General features: G+C 73.2%; 12 protein-coding genes. 3 read left to right on the top strand and 9 right to left on the bottom strand.

Translation table 11 applies throughout. The features are described from left to right. Positions 1-1,828, top strand: a 1,828-nt coding sequence (locus tag B7L92_RS16995) for an ATP-binding protein (RefSeq protein ID WP_081238443.1), incomplete at its 5' end; no start/stop codon positions are given. Between the two features lie 115 nt (positions 1,829-1,943). Here B7L92_RS16995 and pcaDC read toward each other — a convergent pair. From pcaDC to B7L92_RS17025, 6 genes are read right to left on the bottom strand one after another with little or no spacing between them, the layout of a single operon-like run. Next, entirely contained in the window at positions 1,944-3,071 is a 1,128-nt protein-coding gene (pcaDC, locus tag B7L92_RS17000; protein ID WP_081238444.1) for a bifunctional 3-oxoadipate enol-lactonase/4-carboxymuconolactone decarboxylase PcaDC, read from the bottom strand. Next, a complete protein-coding gene (gene pcaB, locus B7L92_RS17005) occupies positions 3,068-4,399 on the bottom strand; it encodes a 3-carboxy-cis,cis-muconate cycloisomerase (RefSeq protein ID WP_081238445.1) in 1,332 nt (443 codons plus the stop codon). The genes pcaDC and pcaB overlap by 4 nt, the downstream gene beginning before the upstream one ends. After that, positions 4,396-5,001, bottom strand: a complete 606-nt coding sequence (gene pcaG / locus B7L92_RS17010; protein WP_081238446.1) for a protocatechuate 3,4-dioxygenase subunit alpha — start codon at positions 4,999-5,001, stop codon at positions 4,396-4,398. The genes pcaB and pcaG overlap by 4 nt, the downstream gene beginning before the upstream one ends. A 6-nt stretch (positions 5,002-5,007) precedes the next feature. Further along, positions 5,008-5,760: a protocatechuate 3,4-dioxygenase subunit beta gene (gene pcaH / locus B7L92_RS17015; protein WP_081238465.1), complete on the bottom strand. Its 753-nt coding sequence runs from the start codon at positions 5,758-5,760 to the stop codon at positions 5,008-5,010. Positions 5,761-5,783: 23 nt separating this feature from the next. After that, positions 5,784-6,428 carry a CoA transferase subunit B gene (locus B7L92_RS17020; RefSeq protein WP_081238447.1) on the bottom strand — a complete coding sequence of 215 codons (645 nt, stop codon included), beginning with the start codon at positions 6,426-6,428 and terminating at the stop codon, positions 5,784-5,786. Further along, positions 6,428-7,183, bottom strand: coding sequence for a CoA transferase subunit A (locus B7L92_RS17025; RefSeq protein WP_081238448.1), 756 nt, complete (start codon positions 7,181-7,183; stop codon positions 6,428-6,430). Before B7L92_RS17025 ends, B7L92_RS17020 begins: the two co-directional genes overlap by 1 nt. A 221-nt stretch (positions 7,184-7,404) precedes the next feature. Here B7L92_RS17025 and B7L92_RS17030 point away from each other — a divergent pair, with 221 nt between their 5' ends. Continuing rightward, positions 7,405-7,869: a MarR family winged helix-turn-helix transcriptional regulator gene (locus B7L92_RS17030; protein WP_081238449.1), complete on the top strand. Its 465-nt coding sequence runs from the start codon at positions 7,405-7,407 to the stop codon at positions 7,867-7,869. A gap of 27 nt (positions 7,870-7,896) precedes the next feature. On the opposite strand, the gene B7L92_RS17035 is transcribed toward B7L92_RS17030, so the two are convergent. Continuing rightward, a complete protein-coding gene (locus tag B7L92_RS17035) occupies positions 7,897-8,907 on the bottom strand; it encodes a DUF3048 domain-containing protein (RefSeq protein WP_081238450.1) in 1,011 nt (336 codons plus the stop codon). A 196-nt stretch (positions 8,908-9,103) separates the two neighbouring features. On the opposite strand from B7L92_RS17035, the gene B7L92_RS17040 reads away from it, so the two are divergent. Beyond that, entirely contained in the window at positions 9,104-10,294 is a 1,191-nt protein-coding gene (locus tag B7L92_RS17040; RefSeq protein WP_081238451.1) for a zinc-dependent alcohol dehydrogenase, read from the top strand. A 91-nt stretch (positions 10,295-10,385) separates the two neighbouring features. On the opposite strand, the gene B7L92_RS17045 is transcribed toward B7L92_RS17040, so the two are convergent. Next, complete coding sequence (locus B7L92_RS17045) at positions 10,386-12,575, bottom strand: OmpL47-type beta-barrel domain-containing protein (RefSeq protein ID WP_081238452.1); 2,190 nt, start codon at positions 12,573-12,575, stop codon at positions 10,386-10,388. Positions 12,576-12,598: 23 nt separating this feature from the next. Beyond that, a complete protein-coding gene (locus tag B7L92_RS17050) occupies positions 12,599-15,100 on the bottom strand; it encodes a ThuA domain-containing protein (RefSeq protein ID WP_438364000.1) in 2,502 nt (833 codons plus the stop codon). Positions 15,101-15,166 lie beyond the last annotated feature (66 nt).

Below are 15,166 nucleotides of genomic sequence, written 5' to 3' on the forward strand. Positions count from 1 at the left end.
CCGCCTCGAACTCCTCGGCATAGACGCCACCCGGTTCGCCTGGGCCGCCGCCATCCTCGGCTCCGACATCACCGTCGACCTGGTGGCCCGGCTCGCCACCCTCGACCACGACGACGCCGTCCGCTGCGCCGAACTCCTGCGCACCGCCCGCATCCTCACCACCCCCGACCCCTCCACCGGCCGCGCCGGACCCGACGACCTCGAGTTCGTCCACCCGCTGATCGCCACCGCCGTCTACAACTCCATCCCCGACGCCCTGCGCCGCGCCATGCACGGCATCGCCGCCCGGATCGTCACCGACTCCGGGCGCGGCGCCGCGGCGGCCGCCCGCCACCTCCTCGAAGTGCATCCGGACGACGACGAGGAACTCGTCGGGCAACTGCGCGACGCCGCCCGCGAACACCTCGCCGTCGGTGCTCCGGACGCCGCCCGCCGCTGCCTCGAACGCGCCCTGGAGGAACCACCGCGCCCCGAGGTCCACGCGCAGGTGCTCTACGAACTGGGCTGCGCCACCTTCCTCACCGCACCCGCCCGGACCATCGGCCACCTGCGGACCGCGCTCGGCATGCCCGGCCTCGACGGCGAGCGGCGGGTGGACGCCGTGGTCCGGCTCTCCCAGGCGCTCCTGCACAACGACCAGATGGAGGAGGCCGTCCGCACCGTCGAGGCGGAGGCCGTCCGGATCGGCTCCGGCCCCGCCCATCTGCGGCTGCGCGCCGTGCAGTTCATGTGGGAGGGCATCCATGCCGGTGAGACCGCCTCCCCCGGCCGCTCCGAGCGCCTGGCCGAACTCGCCGCCACCTGCACCGGCCGGGACAACTCCGAACGCGCGCTGCTCATCCTGCGCGGCTTCGACGCCATGATGCGCGGCGAGAACGCCGAGGAGGTCGTCGAACTCTGCGACCGCGCCCTCGTCAACGGCCGCCTCGCCCCCGGTCTCGGCTGGACCGACTCCGAGTGGGGCGTCGAACTGCTGCTGATGCTCACCAGCGCCTACGCCTACACCGACCGCCTCGACCGCGCGGAAAGCCTCTGCAACGAGGCCCTGCGCGCCTACGAGACCGCCGGCTGGAGCGGCGGCCACCTCGTCCTGGCCCACGCCTACGTGGGCCTCGCGCACCGCAGGCGGGGCCGGCTGGAGGCCGCGGAGCAGTCGCTGCGCGAGTCCCTGAACCTCGCCGAACGCGTCGGTCGCGGACTGCCCCTGTACTGGACGGTGACCAGCAACCTCGTCGACACCCTGCTCGCCCGCGGCCACGTCGACGAGGCCTGGGCGGTGGCCGAACGGCACGGCTTCGCACCGCCCTACCCGTCCACCGTCGTCCTGCCCGACCTGCGCTCCGTGCGCGGTCGGCTGCTGCTCGCCGTCGGCCGCACCGAGGAGGGCGTCGACGAACTGGATGCGGCTCAGGAGGCGGCGGCCGCCCGCGGCCACCACAACCCGGTCCACGTGTTCGGGGCCGCCGACCTCGCCCGCGCCCTCGCCACCGGGGACCCCGCCCGTGCCGCCCGGCTCGCCGTCGACGTCCGCCGGCGGGCCGAGCGCTTCGGCACGGACACCGCCGTGGGAGAGGCCCTGCGCGTCGCCGCCGCCCTGGAGACCGGCCGGCGCGCGGTCCACCTGGCCGCCCGGGCGGTCGGATACCTGGAGTCGTCGCCCTGCCAGTACGAACACGCCGCGGCCCGCGTCGAGTACGGCATCCTCGCCCGCTCCGGTCCCGACCTCGAGCGGGGCCTCGCGCTGGCGCGTTCCTGCGGGGCGGACGGCCTGGCGGCCCGCGCGCTGGCCGCGCTGGGGGCGGGTGCCGGACACGTGCCGTCGCGGTGACCCGCGGCGCTGAGCCCGCCGAGAGCGACGGCCCACCCGGGGCCGCCCTCCGTGGGTCGGCCCCGTTGTGCGTCAACCCTCGTAGGCGCGTGACGGGGTGAAGGGCGACACACGCTCAAGGGCGGTCCTCCTCCGGTTCCTCCAGCACCCGCTGGGCCGTCGCGAACGCCGAGTTGGCCGCGGGCACCCCGCAGTACACCGCCGTCTGGAGCAGCACCGCCCCGATCTCCTCGGGCGTGAGCCCGTTGCGGCGCGCCGCGCGGACGTGCATCGCCAGCTCGTCGTAGTGGCCGTGGGCGACCAGCGCGGTGAGGGTGATCATGCTGCGCTCCCGGCGGGAGAGCGTCGGATCGGTCCAGACCTCGCCCCAGGCGTAGCGCGCGATGAAGTCCTGGAAGCGTGCCGTGAACGGCGTCTGCCGGGCCTGGGCCCGGTCCACGTGCGCGTCGCCCAGCACCTCGCGGCGCACCTCCATGCCGCGCCGGGCACCCCCGTCGAAGTGCGCCCGCAGCGCCGTCAGCACCGCCTCCGGGCGCTGCGCCGGCGCCAGGTGCGAGGCCCCGGGGAGCTCCACGAGCGTGGCGTCCGGCACCGCGTCCGCGATCTGGCGCAGATGCGCGGGCGGGGTCGCCGGATCCTCCCGGCCGGCGATCAGCAGCGTCGGCGCCCCGATCTCCGTGAGCCGTTCGCGCAGGTCGAACGCGGCCAGCGCGTCACAGCAGGCGGCGTACGCGTCCGGGTCGGCCTCCCGGTGGTCCCGCACCAGACGCGGCACGGTGAACCCGGGGGTGAACCAGCGGGCGTCGGCGTTCTCCGCCAGCCCGGCCAGCCCTTCGCGCCGCACCAGCGCCGCCCGCTCCTCCCACGGCCCCGCGCCGTTGAAGTGCGCCGAGGAGCAGATCACGGCCAGCGACGCCACTCGCTCCGGATGGTGCACGGCCAGGTGCAGCCCCACCGCACCGCCGAGCGAGACCCCCGCGTACCCGAACCGCTCGATGCCGAGCGCGTCGGCGAGCGCCAGCACCAGCTCCGCCAGATCGCCCACGGTCGCCCCGGGGCCGATCAGCCCGGCCGCCGAACCGCCGTGCCCCGGCAGGTCCCAGCGGACCACCCGGTGCGCGGCCGACAGTTCGGGCGCCACCTCGTCCCACAGGGCGTACGACGTGCCGAGCGAGGGGCCCAGGAGCAGCGGGGGAGCGGAAGCGGGGCCTTCGGCACGGTGGTTGAGGAGGGTGTCGGTCAACGTCGCTCCAGAGCACGGTCGGTGAGGACACCGGCGGAGCCGGTGTAGCGGGCGGGGTCGGTCGGCTCGCCGAGGTCGACGTCCGTCAGTTCCGGCTCCTCGGCGAGGAGGTCGGCCAGGGACCGGCCCTCGGCATGCGTGCGCTCGGCGGCCTCGGTGAGCAGCTGCTTCGCCCGGGCCCGGCCGAGCACGGGCGCCAGTTCGGCGGACAGCCGCTCGGAGACGATCAACCCGTGGGTGAGACCGAGGTGTTCACGCATGGTGTCCGGGTGCACCCGCAACCCCTCGGTCAGCTCGGCGGCGTCCCGCGCGGTACCGCCGACCAGCCGGAGCAGGTCCCTGAGCGGTTCCCACTCGGCGTGCCAGGCCCCGGCCGGCCGCTCGTCCTCGGCCACCAGCGCGCCGTACAGCGTGGCCGCGAGCTGCGGTGCGCGCCGGGCGGCGGCCGCGATCAGCGTCGACCGCACCGGGTTCGCCTTGTGCGGCATGGCGGACGAGCCGCCGCCGCTGCCCTCGGAGACCTCCGCGATCTCGGTGCGGGAGAGGGTGAGGACGTCCGCCGCGAGCTTGCCCAGCGCGCCGGCGGTGAAGGCGAGGCAGCCGGCGAGGTCGGCGACCGGCGTGCGCAGGGTGTGCCAGGGCAGCAGCGGTGCCCGGAGCCCGAGCTCCCGGGCGTAGGCGGCGGTCAGCGCGGTCGCGTCGTCCGCCCCGTACGCCGTGAACGCCGCCAATGTGCCTGCCGCGCCACCGAGCTGGACGGGCAGCGAGCCGCGTACCGCCGTTACCCGGTCCCGGGCGTCCAGCACCAGCGACCGCCATCCGGCGGCCTTCAGCCCGAACGTCGTCGGTACGGCGTGCTGGGTGAGCGTGCGGCCCGGCATCGGGGTGTCCCGGTGCTCGGCGGCCAGGCCGGCCAGCGCCCGCTCGGTGCGGCCGAGGTCGGCGAGGACCGGGTCCAGGGTGCGCGCGGCGACCAGCATCGTCGCGGTGTCCATGATGTCCTGGCTGGTCGCGCCCCGGTGCACGAACGGACCGTACGGCTCGCCGACCGCCCGCGTCAGGTCCGCGACCAGCGGGATCACCGGGTTCCCACCGCCCCGCGCCCGCTCGGCGAGGGAGGCGAGGTCGAAGCGCCCGGGGACGGCCGCCTCCGTCACCGCGGCCACGGCCTCGTCCGGGACGAGCCCCAGGGCCGCCTGGGCCCGGGTCAGCGCCGTCTCCGCGTCGAGCAGCGCCCGCAGGAACGCCGCGTCCGCCGTCCCGGCCGCGGCCGGGGAACCGGCCCACCCGGGGGCGAGCAGGCCGGTGTCGGAATCGGCCGACGTCATGTGAACTCCAGGAAGACCGTCTCGCCCTCGCCCTGAAGGCGGATGTCGAAACGGTACGTGCCGCGGCCCTCGTCCTTCGCGATCAGCGTGTCGCGGCGGTCGGCGTCGAGCCGGGACAGCAGCGGGTCCGCGGACAGCGCCGCCGCGTCGCCCGGCAGGTAGATCCGGGTGAACAGGTGCACCAGCAGACCCCGCGCGAAGACGCACACACTGAGGTACGGCGCGCTGCGGCCGCGTGCCCCGGGCCGCAGGGTGCGCGCGTACCAGTGGCCGTCCGCGTCGGTCTGGATCCGCCCGAAGCCGGTGAACTCCACGCCGTTGCGGCCCAGGAAGCCGCCGCTCGCCGGGTCGCGCCGCATCGAGCCGTCCGTCGTCGGCAGGTCGCCCTCCGGATCCGGTCCCCACAGCTCCAGCAGGGCGTCCGGCAGCGGCCGGCCCTCGCCGTCGTACACGTACCCGTGCACGGTGACCGTGTCCGGGTGCCCCAGGGGCGCGACGTCCTCGCCGCCGGGGAACGGCAGCGCGTAGCCGTAGAAGGGGCCGACGGTGTGCGAGGGGGTGGGCAGAACGTTCTCCGGGCCGGCGGTGTCGGTCTTCGTCATGGCAGGTCAGCGCCCTTCTTCGAGCCAGGTGGCGTTCGGCCCGTCGAGCACGATGTCCCAGTGGTAGCCGAGGGAGAACTCCGGCACGGACAGGCTGTGGTCGTAGGTGGCGACCAGCCGCTGCCGGGCCGCGTCGTCGGTCACGGACTGCAGGATCGGGTCGTGGGGGAACAGCGGGTCGTTCGGGAAGTACATCTGCGTCACCAGCCGCTGGGTGAACGCCGTGCCGAAGACGGAGAAGTGGATGTGCGCCGGCCGCCAGGCGTTGAGGTGGTTGCGCCACGGGTACGGGCCCGGCCGGACGGTGGTGAAGCGGTAGCGGCCGTCGGCGTCGGTGAGGGTGCGGCCCACCCCGGTGAAGTGGGGGTCCAGCGGGGCGTCGTGCTGCTCGCGCTGATGGGCGTACCGCCCGGCCGAGTTGGCCTGCCAGATCTCCACCAGCTGGCCGCGCACGGGACGGCCGCCCCGGTCCAGCAGCCGGCCGGATACGGTGATGCGCTCACCGAGGGGCTCGCCGGCGTGCTGCCGGGTGAGGTCGTTGTCGACCTCGGTGATGTCCCGCTCCCCGAACGCCGGGGAGGACAGCTCCACCAGTTCCGGGTCCTTGGACACGTCGACGGCGATCGGCGGCCGCTTGGGGTGGCGCAGCACCGAGGACCGGTACGGCGCGTAGTCGCGGCGCGGATGGTGCTCGACGGGCGCGCCGTCGGCGACCCGCTTCCCGTACGCGGCGCGCTCGGTCGCGATCTCCCGGTCCATGTCGGCTTGCGTCAGGGTGTCGGTCACGACAGGCCCTCCCCGAGGGTGAGTTCGGCTCCGGTCTTGGCGGTGATCTCCTCGACGGTCACGCCGGGGGCGGTCTCGGCGAGGACCAGCCCGCCGCCGGTGACGTCGAGGACACCGAGGTCGGTGATGATCCGGTCCACGCATGCCCTGCCGGTCAGCGGCAGCGTGCACTCGGCGAGGATCTTCGGCGAGCCGTCCTTGGCGGTGTGCGTCATCACGACGAGCACGGTGCGGGCGCCGTGGACGAGGTCCATGGCACCGCCGATGCCGGTGACGAGCTTGCCGGGTATCGCCCAGTTGGCCAGGTCCCCGCGCGCGGACACCTGCATCGCGCCGAGGACGGCGACGTCGACGTGCCCGCCCCGGATCATCGAGAAGGACAGCGCCGAGTCGAAGAAGGAGGCGCCCGGCAGGACGGTCACGGTCTCCTTCCCGGCGTTGATCAGGTCCGGGTCGACGGCGTCCTCGGCGGGGTAGGGACCGGTGCCGAGGATGCCGTTCTCGCTCTCCAGCACCACCTCGACGCCGGGCGGGAGGTGGTTGGGGATGAGCGTGGGAAGTCCGATGCCGAGGTTGACGTACTGGCCGTCCCGCAGCTCGCGGGCCGCCCGTGCGGCCATCTGCTCCCGTGTCCAGGCCATCAGCCGCTCACCGTCCGCCGCTCGATCCGCTTGTCGGCCGCCTGCTCGGGCGTCAGCGCGACCACCCGCTGCACGAAGACGCCCGGCAGGTGCACCGCGTCGGGGTCGATGGCGCCGGGCTCGACCAGTTCCTCCACCTCGGCGACGGTGACCCGCCCGGCCATCGCCGCGAGGGGGTTGAAGTTGCGGGCGGACTTGTTGAACACCAGGTTCCCGTGCCGGTCGCCCCGCGCCGCCCGCACCAGGGCGTAGTCGGTGCGGATACCGCGCTCCAGCACGTACTCCACACCGTCGAACTCCCGCACCTCCTTGGCCGGGGAGGCCAGTGCCACCCCGCCGGAGCCGTCGTAGCGCCAGGGCAGCCCGCCCTCGGCGACCTGCGTGCCCACCCCGGCCGGGGTGTAGAAGGCCGGGATGCCGGCCCCGCCCGCGCGCAGCCGCTCCGCGAGCGTGCCCTGCGGGATCAGCTCCACCTCCAGCTCCCCGGCCAGGTACTGCCGGGCGAACTCCTTGTTCGCGCCGATGTAGGAACCGGTCACCCGGGAGATCCGCCCCGCCGCCAGCAGCACCGCGAGCCCGGACTCCAGCGCCCCGCAGTTGTTGGAGACGACCGACAGACCGCCGACCCCGCGCTCGTGCAGCGCCCGGATCAGCACGTCCGGCACACCGCTCAGCCCGAAACCGCCCACCGCCAGCGACGCACCGTCCGGTACGTCGGCCACCGCCTCCCCGGCGGAGGCGACCACCTTGTCCATCCGAGGAACCCCATTCCTTCCCGAGACCCCGACCGAAATTAATCAGGGCACTGAGTATTTCCACGAGGCCGCCCTCACGCTGCCATCGCGAGGAGGGGAGCGTCAATACCCCGGAAAACAAGGTACGAAGGTGAAGGTGGGAGGGGCGGACAGTCGCTCCCGATGCGGGTATCGTTCAGTACACCAACGAACCGGCAGCGGAACCGACCGTGGGAGCGCACATGGCGGCGGTGGATCTCACCACCCATCCCGGGCACCTGGCCCGGCGGCTCCAGCAGGCGCACCACCTGCTGTGGAACACGATGGTCTCCGAGGAGATCACCTCGCCGCAGTTCGCCGTCCTCAACGCGCTCGTCGCCGAGCCGGGCCTGGACCAGCGGACCGTGGGGGAGCGGGTGGGGCTGGACCGGTCCACCATCGCCGAGGTGATCGGCCGGCTCATCCGGCGCGGGCTGCTCGACAAGGTCCGCGATCCGCAGGACGGCCGGCGCTTCCTGCTGCGCCTCACCGACGACGGTGTGCGCACCCACCGCAAGCTGACGGTGCGCACCGCGCGGATGAACCAGGTCTTCCTGGGCCCGCTCGGCGCCGACGAGCGGGCGGTGTTCTTCGACCTGGTCCGGCGGGTCGCGGACGCGGCCGAAGGGCTGCGCCACCCCGCCGGGGCCCCGGCCGACCCGCGCTGACCGGGGAGACCGCTGGGACCGGGCCGGTCAGGGGGCCTTCGCGTACACCACCCACACCTGACCGTGCGCGAAGGTCATCCGCTCGCCGTCCGCGGTGGTGAACGAGGTGCCGTCCCGGGCGGTCGGGCGGCTCCAGTTCACCCCGTACGCGCGGCCGTCGCGCAGCACGGTGGCCTTCCCGGAGCCCACCGTCTCGGTGTACGGGGTGGTGTTGCCGAGGAAGTCCCGGTAGCCGGAGGGGCGCACGGTCACGTACTGCACGACCACGGTCGCGGGTGCCGGCCGGTCGCCCTCCGTGGTGGTCGCGGGGGTGCCGTCCAGCGAGACCGGCCAGCGGCCGTCGGCGGCCGACCAGGTGAAGGTGAAACGGGCCGCCGGGTAGCGCACCGTGAGCGCGCTCTCCGGCTTCCCGCCCGCGGGGGCCGGGCCGAAGCGGAAGCCGGTGGTCAGGGCGGCCCGGCCGGGCGGGCCGCCCATGAGCCGCTCCGGCCGCAGGTACAGGTTGTGCGGGGCGGAGCGGTCGGTGCCCCGGCTGTAGGCGTCCGGTGACGACTCGGGCGTCGCCCCCTCCAGTGGCGCCCGGTCGATCAACGGCAGGAGCTTGCTCTGCGCCCCGGAGAAGGCCAGGACGGGCCGGTCGAACTGGCGCAGCAGCTCCAGATCGGACTCACGGGCGCTGCGCACCGGCCCGACGGACTCGGGGAGCCGGGTGGCGTACACCGCCAGCAGCCGGCTCAGTCCGCCCTCGACCTGCTCGACGTACACCACGTCCGCGGCGTCCAGGCCCGTGAGGGGGCGGGCGGCGGGGGTGTTGTCGATCTTCACCACGAGCGCGGGGCGGCCGCCCGACCCGTTCGGCCGCGGCTCCCGCGTGGGCGGCGCCGTCGAACCGCGCCCGTCGTCGGTCGAGCCCCCGGACGACGTGCAGCCGGTCATCAGGCCGACCGCCAGACCGGCCGCCATCAGGACGGCCGACAGCGCTCTCGCCGCCGTGCCGCGCCGTGCGCGCGCCCCTCGTCCCGTGCTCACCGTCGCCACTGTGTCCGCCTCGCGTCCTGGGGTGACTCAATTGTGCGCTTTTCTGATTGTTGATGGCCCTCCCTGATCAGTGGCGATGCCGCGCGGTGGTTCCGCCGATCGGCGCAACGGCGTGCGGTTGGGGCCGGAGCCGCTCGGGTACCCGGGGCCCACCACAGCAGCGGCGCACCGGCCACGACGGAGGGAGCAGGCGGCGATGAAGGCAGTGACCTGGCAGGGAAAGCGGGACGTCCGCGTGGAGGACGTGCCCGATCCCCGGATCGAGGAGCCGACGGACGCGATCATCCGCGTCACCTCCACGGGACTGTGCGGATCCGACCTGCACCTGTACGAAGTGCTCACCCCGTTCATGACCCCGGGCGACATCCTCGGTCACGAGCCGATGGGGATCGTGGAGGAGGTCGGCGCCGCGGTGCCGGACCTCCAGGTGGGCGACCGGGTCGTGGTGCCGTTCCAGATCGCCTGCGGCAACTGCTGGATGTGCCTGACCGGACTGCCCACCCAGTGCGAGACCACCCAGGTCAGCTCCGAGGGCATGGGCGCGGCCCTGTTCGGCTACACCCGCCTCTACGGCGCCGTCCCGGGCGGCCAGGCGGAGTACCTGCGGGTCCCGCAGGCGCAGTACGGTCCGATCAAGGTCCCGGAGGGGCCGCCCGACGACCGGTTCCTCTACCTCTCCGACGTGCTGCCCACCGCCTGGCAGGCCGTGGCCTACGCCGGGATCCCCAAGGGCGGCAGCGTCGCCGTGCTCGGCCTCGGCCCCATCGGCGACATGGCCTGCCGGGTCGCCCGGCTCCAGGGCGCCGGGCGCGTCTTCGGCGTGGACCTGGTCCCGGAGCGGCTGCGCCGGGCGAAGGAGAGGGGCGTGGAGACCTTCGACCTGAGGTCCTTCGACGACGAGAAGGAACTCGTCGAGGCGATCCGCGACCAGACCGACGGCCGCGGCCCCGACGCCGTGATCGACGCCGTCGGCACCGAGGCGCACGGCAGCGCGGCGGCCCGCATGGTGCAGAACGCCTCGGCGCTGCTGCCCCGCAAGCTGAGCGGCCCCATGGCGGAGCGCTTCAGCGTCGACCGGCTCGCCGCCCTCTACACCGCCATCGAGCTGGTGCGGCGCGGCGGCACCATCTCGCTGTCCGGCGTCTACGGCGGCATGGCCGACCCGATGCCCATGCTCACCCTGTTCGACAAGCAGATCCAGATGCGCATGGGGCAGGCGAACGTCCGCCGCTGGAGCGACGAGATCATCCCCTACCTCACGGACGAGGACCCGCTCGGCGTCGAGGACTTCGCCACCCACCACGTGCCGCTGACCGAGGCGCCGCACGCCTACGACATGTTCCAGCGCAAGCAGGAGGGCGCGGTCAAGGTGATCATGAAGCCGTGACCGGCGCCCGGGGCGGGGCCCGGACGCCGGTCACGGGGCCCGCCCGGTGCCGGGAGACACCGGGCGGGCCGTCACCGCGTCAGGACGGCCGTCAGGGAAGTTCCTTGATCCGGACGTCCCGGTAGGAGACCACGTCGGTCGTGCCGTGCACCTGCAGTCCGACGTAGCCGGAGGCGAACCGCCGCCCGTCCGTGCCCGGGTCGTCCGAGCGCGGCGGGGAGAAGTCCTGGCCGCCGATGTTGTCGAACTCGTTGATCAGCACACCGTTGCGGTAGACCGAGTAGTGCTGGTCCACCACGCGGATCTCGTAGTCGTTCCAGGTGCCCTTCTGCGTCACGCCCGCGCCGGCCAGGCCCACGCGGTCGAAGCCGTAGACCGACCCCGTCTTGTACATGTCGCCGGTGGGCGAGTCGAACACCTGCACCTCGTGCCCGTACTTGATGGCGACCCACTCCGGACGCGACTCCTCCGGGTGGTCGTGGATCTGCGGGAACCGCACGAACACACCGGAGTTGGCGTTGCCGGTGCCCGGGGCGTCGTCCCGCCACTGGAGCTTCAGCGAGAAGTCGCCGTACTTGCGCTCGGGGAACCACAGCATGCCGAGCCCGCCCCTGGTGGTGCCGGAGGTGATCGACCCGTCCGGGTTCAGCGCGAACGAACCACCGCCCACGTGCTGCCACTTGGCGAACGACTCAGGACTGCCGTCGAGGATGGTGCGGTAGCCCTCGGTCTGGCCGGGCCTGCCGATGCCGGACTGACGGGCGGCCCGGTCGACGGCGCGGTGCTCCCGCTCGTCGACGACTCCTTCCTTCCGCAGCCCGTCCAGGACGGTCCGGACGTGCTTGAGGAACAGCGCCTGCGAGGTCCACTCCTTCTCGTCCTCGATCAGCTCGCCGATCCGGCACCGGTTGTTGGTGACCCGGTTGGGCACCCCCGAGTCGACCGTGCCGACGATCACCGTCAACCGCTCGTCGTACTCCGGGCAGTTGGGCGCGGGGACCCCGCCGCCCGCCACGACCGTGAAGCTCACCGTGAGCGCCTGGGAGGTGTTGCCCGCCTTGTCGCTCGCCCGGTAGGCCACGGTGTGCCGGCCCGCCCGGTCGACGACCACCGGCCGCGTGTACGCCAGGTAGGGGCCGCCGTCGAGGGAGTACTCGATCCCGGCGACGCCGGAACCGCCCTCGTCGGTGGCGCTGACGGTCACCCTGGCGTTGCCGATGTAGGCGCCGTCGGAGTTCTTCGTGCCGGTGACGGTCGCACCCGTCACCGGCGGGGTGGTGTCCTGCGGGGGAGCGGCGACGACGGTGAACTCCACGCTCTTCTCCGCCGAGACGTTGCCCGCCCTGTCGGTGGCCCGGTAGCGCACGGTGTGCGTGCCGGTCCGGTGCACCATCACCGGCCCGGTGTACGGCTGCCAGGCGCCGTCGGCACCGATCGCGTACTCGATGGTGTTGACGCCGGAGCCGGTGTCGGACGCGGTGACGGTGACCGTCGCCATGTCGATGTAGGCGCCGTCGCCGTTCCGCTCGCCGGCCACGGTCGCCGAGGTGTCCGGCGGTGCGGTGTCGTCCGACGGCGGGGCGACGACGGTGAACTGCACGCTCTTCTCGGCCGAGACGTTGCCCGCCCTGTCCAGGGCGCGGTAGCGGACCGTGTGCGCGCCGACCTGGTCGACCACGACCGGCGCGGTGTAAGGCTGCCAGGCGCCGTCGTCGCCGATCGCGTACTCGATCCGGTCGACGCCCGATCCCTCGTCGGTGGCCTCGACGGCGACGCTCGCCGAGCCGACGTACGCGCCCTCGGCGTTGCGCGTGCCGGTCACCTTCGCCGTCGCCTCGGGCGCCGTGGTGTCCTCACCGCCGCCCTCGGTCACCGTCAGGACGCCCCGCATCTGGCCGTGGCCGGGAATCGTGCAGTAGTAGAGGTAGCGGCCCGGGGTGAGCGTGACCTCGGCGGTGTGCCGGCCGCCCTGGGCGTCGCCCGGGTTGGCCAGGATGTTCAGCTGGACGTCGCTGTTGAACTCCGGGTCCGACGTCATGAACGTCAGCGTGTGCGGCATGCCGGTGGTGTTGCCGGTGGCCACGCTGTTCTCGAAGACGATCGTCGCCGAGCCCGCCACCGCCGTCGCCGGCGCCGACAGGTACCTGTCGATGTCGTTCCCGGCGGTCCAGGTGAGCACCTGGTCCGCCGCCCTGGCGCCGGGGGCCCCGGTGCCGGTGGCCGCGGAGGCGGTCTGCAGACCGAGCGTCATGAGCAGGGCGGCCAACAGGGCGGCCCACACTCTTCGTTGCCGTGTCACTGCCCTCACCCGGCCTTCCGCGCCAGCTGACCGGCGGCCGGGGTCGGCCCGCCGCCCGTGTAGGTGACCCGCCACAGCGCGGACCTGGAGTCGGAGGTGAAGAAGCCCCGGCCGTAGTCGAGGACGTACAGCGCCCCGTCCGGACCGAACTTCCAGTCCATCAGGTTCTTGATGCCGTCGTTGCCGATCGGCACGATCTTCTTCAGCGACTCCGAGTGCACCGGCAGACCGCCGTCCCCTTGCGTCCTCGGGTCCATGAGCACCGCGTTGCGCGGCTGGTCGGCGTCGTAGAAGTCGCCGACGAACCACTTGCCGTCCCAGTAGGCGGGCCACTTGGTCCCGCTCGTGCTCGCCTCGTCGTAGCGGTAGACCGGCCCGTTCATCGCGGCCTGGCCGCCGCCCTTGAGCCAGGGCAGCTTGTGGGTGGCCTCCTCCGCCTTGTACGACGGGACACCGTTCGCGTCCCGCGGGAAGTCCGGGCCGCCGCCCTGCGGCGAGTACCAGATGTTGTTGCCGGTCACCGGCGGCAGGTTGACCAGGCCGTCGTTGTTCGGCGACTCGTTCTTCGGGCGGTCGCAGTCGTACCAGCCGAGGGGCCGGGACGGGTCGGGAAGGTTGCGGTCCCGGTAGGGCTGCTTGTTGCCCATGCAGTACGGCCAGCCCCGGTTGGACGCCTTCGTGATCACGGCGAACGTGTCGTACTTCGCCGGACCCCAGGTCGTCGACGGCTGGCCGGCGTCCGGGCCGACCCAGCCCGCGTAGAGGACGTCGGTCGTCCGGTCGACGAAGATGCGCGCGGGGTTGCGCACCCCCATCACATAGATCTCGCCGCGCGTCTTCCCGCCGCCCTCGGCGGTCTCCTTCCCGGTGAACAGATTGCCCTCGGGGAGGGTGTAGGTGCCGTCCGGCTCCGGGTGGATGCGCAGGATCTTGCCGTTGAGGTCGTTGGTGTTGCCGGCCGTGCGGCGCGCGTCCGCGAAGGAGACGCCCTTGAAGTTCGGCTCGGGGTTGTTGCCCGAGTAACCGCCGCTGAAGCCGCTGGAGTTGGTGTCACCGGTGGCGATGTACAGGTTGTCCTCGGAGTCCCAGGCCATCCCGCCGCCCGCGTGGCAGCAGCTGTGGATCTGCACCGGCCACTTCAGCAGCACCTTCTCGCTGCCCAGGTCCAGTTTGTCGGTGGCCCGGTCGAACGTGAAGCGGGAGACGCGCCGCTCGCCCATGTGCGTGTCGCGGTTGATCTCCGAGTGGGGTGTGTAGTGCAGGTACACCCAGCCGTTCCGCTCGAAGTCCGGGTCCAGCTCGATGCCGAGCAGCCCCTCCTCGACCTTGGTCAGCTCGTCGCCGCCGCCCTTGTTGCCGAAGACGGTGAGCGCCCCGGCGAGGGTGACCTTCCCGGTCTTCGGGTCGTAGACGTGGATCTCGCCCCTGCCCTTGCCGATGTCGGGGTCGTTCCAGTCGGTGACCACCGGCAGGGAGGAGTCGGTGCCGCCGCGGCCGATGTAGAAGACCCGGCCGTCGGGGGCGGTGACCAGGCCGTGCGGTTCGCCGATCTGGTCGTTCTGCCCCGGCTGGTTGGGCCGGGTCAGCCGCTCCGCCTTGTAGTGGCCCGTGATCGTCGCCTTGCAGTCGGCCTGCACGAGCCGGGTGGTCCACAGCAGGGCGCCGCGCAGGTGCTCGCGGAAGTCGGTCTCGTCGTACGACGACACCGTGCCGCCCATGGCGGTGTAGAAGGACCGGCCGCCGTCGTAGTCACGGCACCAGCTCACGGGATGGTCCCAGCCGCTCGCGCCCGCCCCCGGCTGATAGGTCGACTCGCGCACCCGGGCCACGGTGTGCACCTCGCCGGACGGGTTCTTCACCCAGTTCAGCCACTTGTCGGGCCGCTTCCACTCCAGGGGCAGGCCCTTGGTCGCCGGATGCCGCCGGTCGCCCACCTCCACGGTGGCCCGCTGCACCTTCTCGGGGCTCGACGCGGCCGGGCGGGCGCCGATGAGGCCGGTGAACCAGTCCGAGTACGGCTCCGCGCGGGCCGCGTCGTGGAGGCCGACGAAACCGCCGCCGGCCTCCATGTACGCCTCCAGGCCCGCCTCCTGCTCCGGGTCGAGGACATCCCCGCCGCCGGTCAGGAACACGATCGTGTTGAAGCGCCCCAGCTTCCTGCCGTCGGTGAAGACCGAGGCGTCGTCGGTGGCGGTGACCTCGAACCGCTGGTTCTCCGGACCGGACAGGCCGATCCGCTCGATCGCCGCGATCCCCGCGTTCACGAGCGGGGACTCGTCACCGCCCGCCGCCGAGCCGTGGAACAGCAGCACGCGTACGTTCGCGCCGCCCGGGGGCGACTTGACGGACATCGTTGTCGGGGACGGATCCGGGGCCGGGCGCGCACTGGCGGCGGGTGCCGACAGCAGCCCGGCGGCGACGATCCCGACGGTGGCGCCGACCGCAAGGGCCCGCCGCCCCGCTCCGGTCGCTCTCGTGCTTCTCGTGCTCAACCTCCGTAAGCGCATGGGTCCTTGACGCGGTGTGCACCGCATGTGGCCACCCACCCCTCCTCGGTCGCGGCAACAGCGTCA

Source organism: Streptomyces viridosporus (assembly GCF_002078235.1).
In the GTDB taxonomy this organism is placed as follows: Bacteria; Actinomycetota; Actinomycetes; order Streptomycetales; family Streptomycetaceae; genus Streptomyces; species Streptomyces viridosporus.

Bases quoted from the DNA above. Each gene is read 5' to 3' on its own strand.
- pcaB (WP_081238445.1), bottom strand. From the start codon at position 4,399: ATGACGTCGGCCGATTCCGACACCGGCCTGCTCGCCCCCGGGTGGGCC.
- pcaG (WP_081238446.1), bottom strand. From the start codon at position 5,001: ATGACGAAGACCGACACCGCCGGCCCGGAGAACGTTCTGCCCACCCCC.
- pcaH (WP_081238465.1), bottom strand. From the start codon at position 5,760: ATGGACCGGGAGATCGCGACCGAGCGCGCCGCGTACGGGAAGCGGGTC.
- B7L92_RS17020 (WP_081238447.1), bottom strand. From the start codon at position 6,428: ATGGCCTGGACACGGGAGCAGATGGCCGCACGGGCGGCCCGCGAGCTG.
- B7L92_RS17025 (WP_081238448.1), bottom strand. From the start codon at position 7,183: ATGGACAAGGTGGTCGCCTCCGCCGGGGAGGCGGTGGCCGACGTACCG.
- B7L92_RS17030 (WP_081238449.1), top strand. From the start codon at position 7,405: ATGGCGGCGGTGGATCTCACCACCCATCCCGGGCACCTGGCCCGGCGG.
- B7L92_RS17040 (WP_081238451.1), top strand. From the start codon at position 9,104: ATGAAGGCAGTGACCTGGCAGGGAAAGCGGGACGTCCGCGTGGAGGAC.
- B7L92_RS17050 (WP_438364000.1), bottom strand. From the start codon at position 15,100: ATGCGCTTACGGAGGTTGAGCACGAGAAGCACGAGAGCGACCGGAGCG.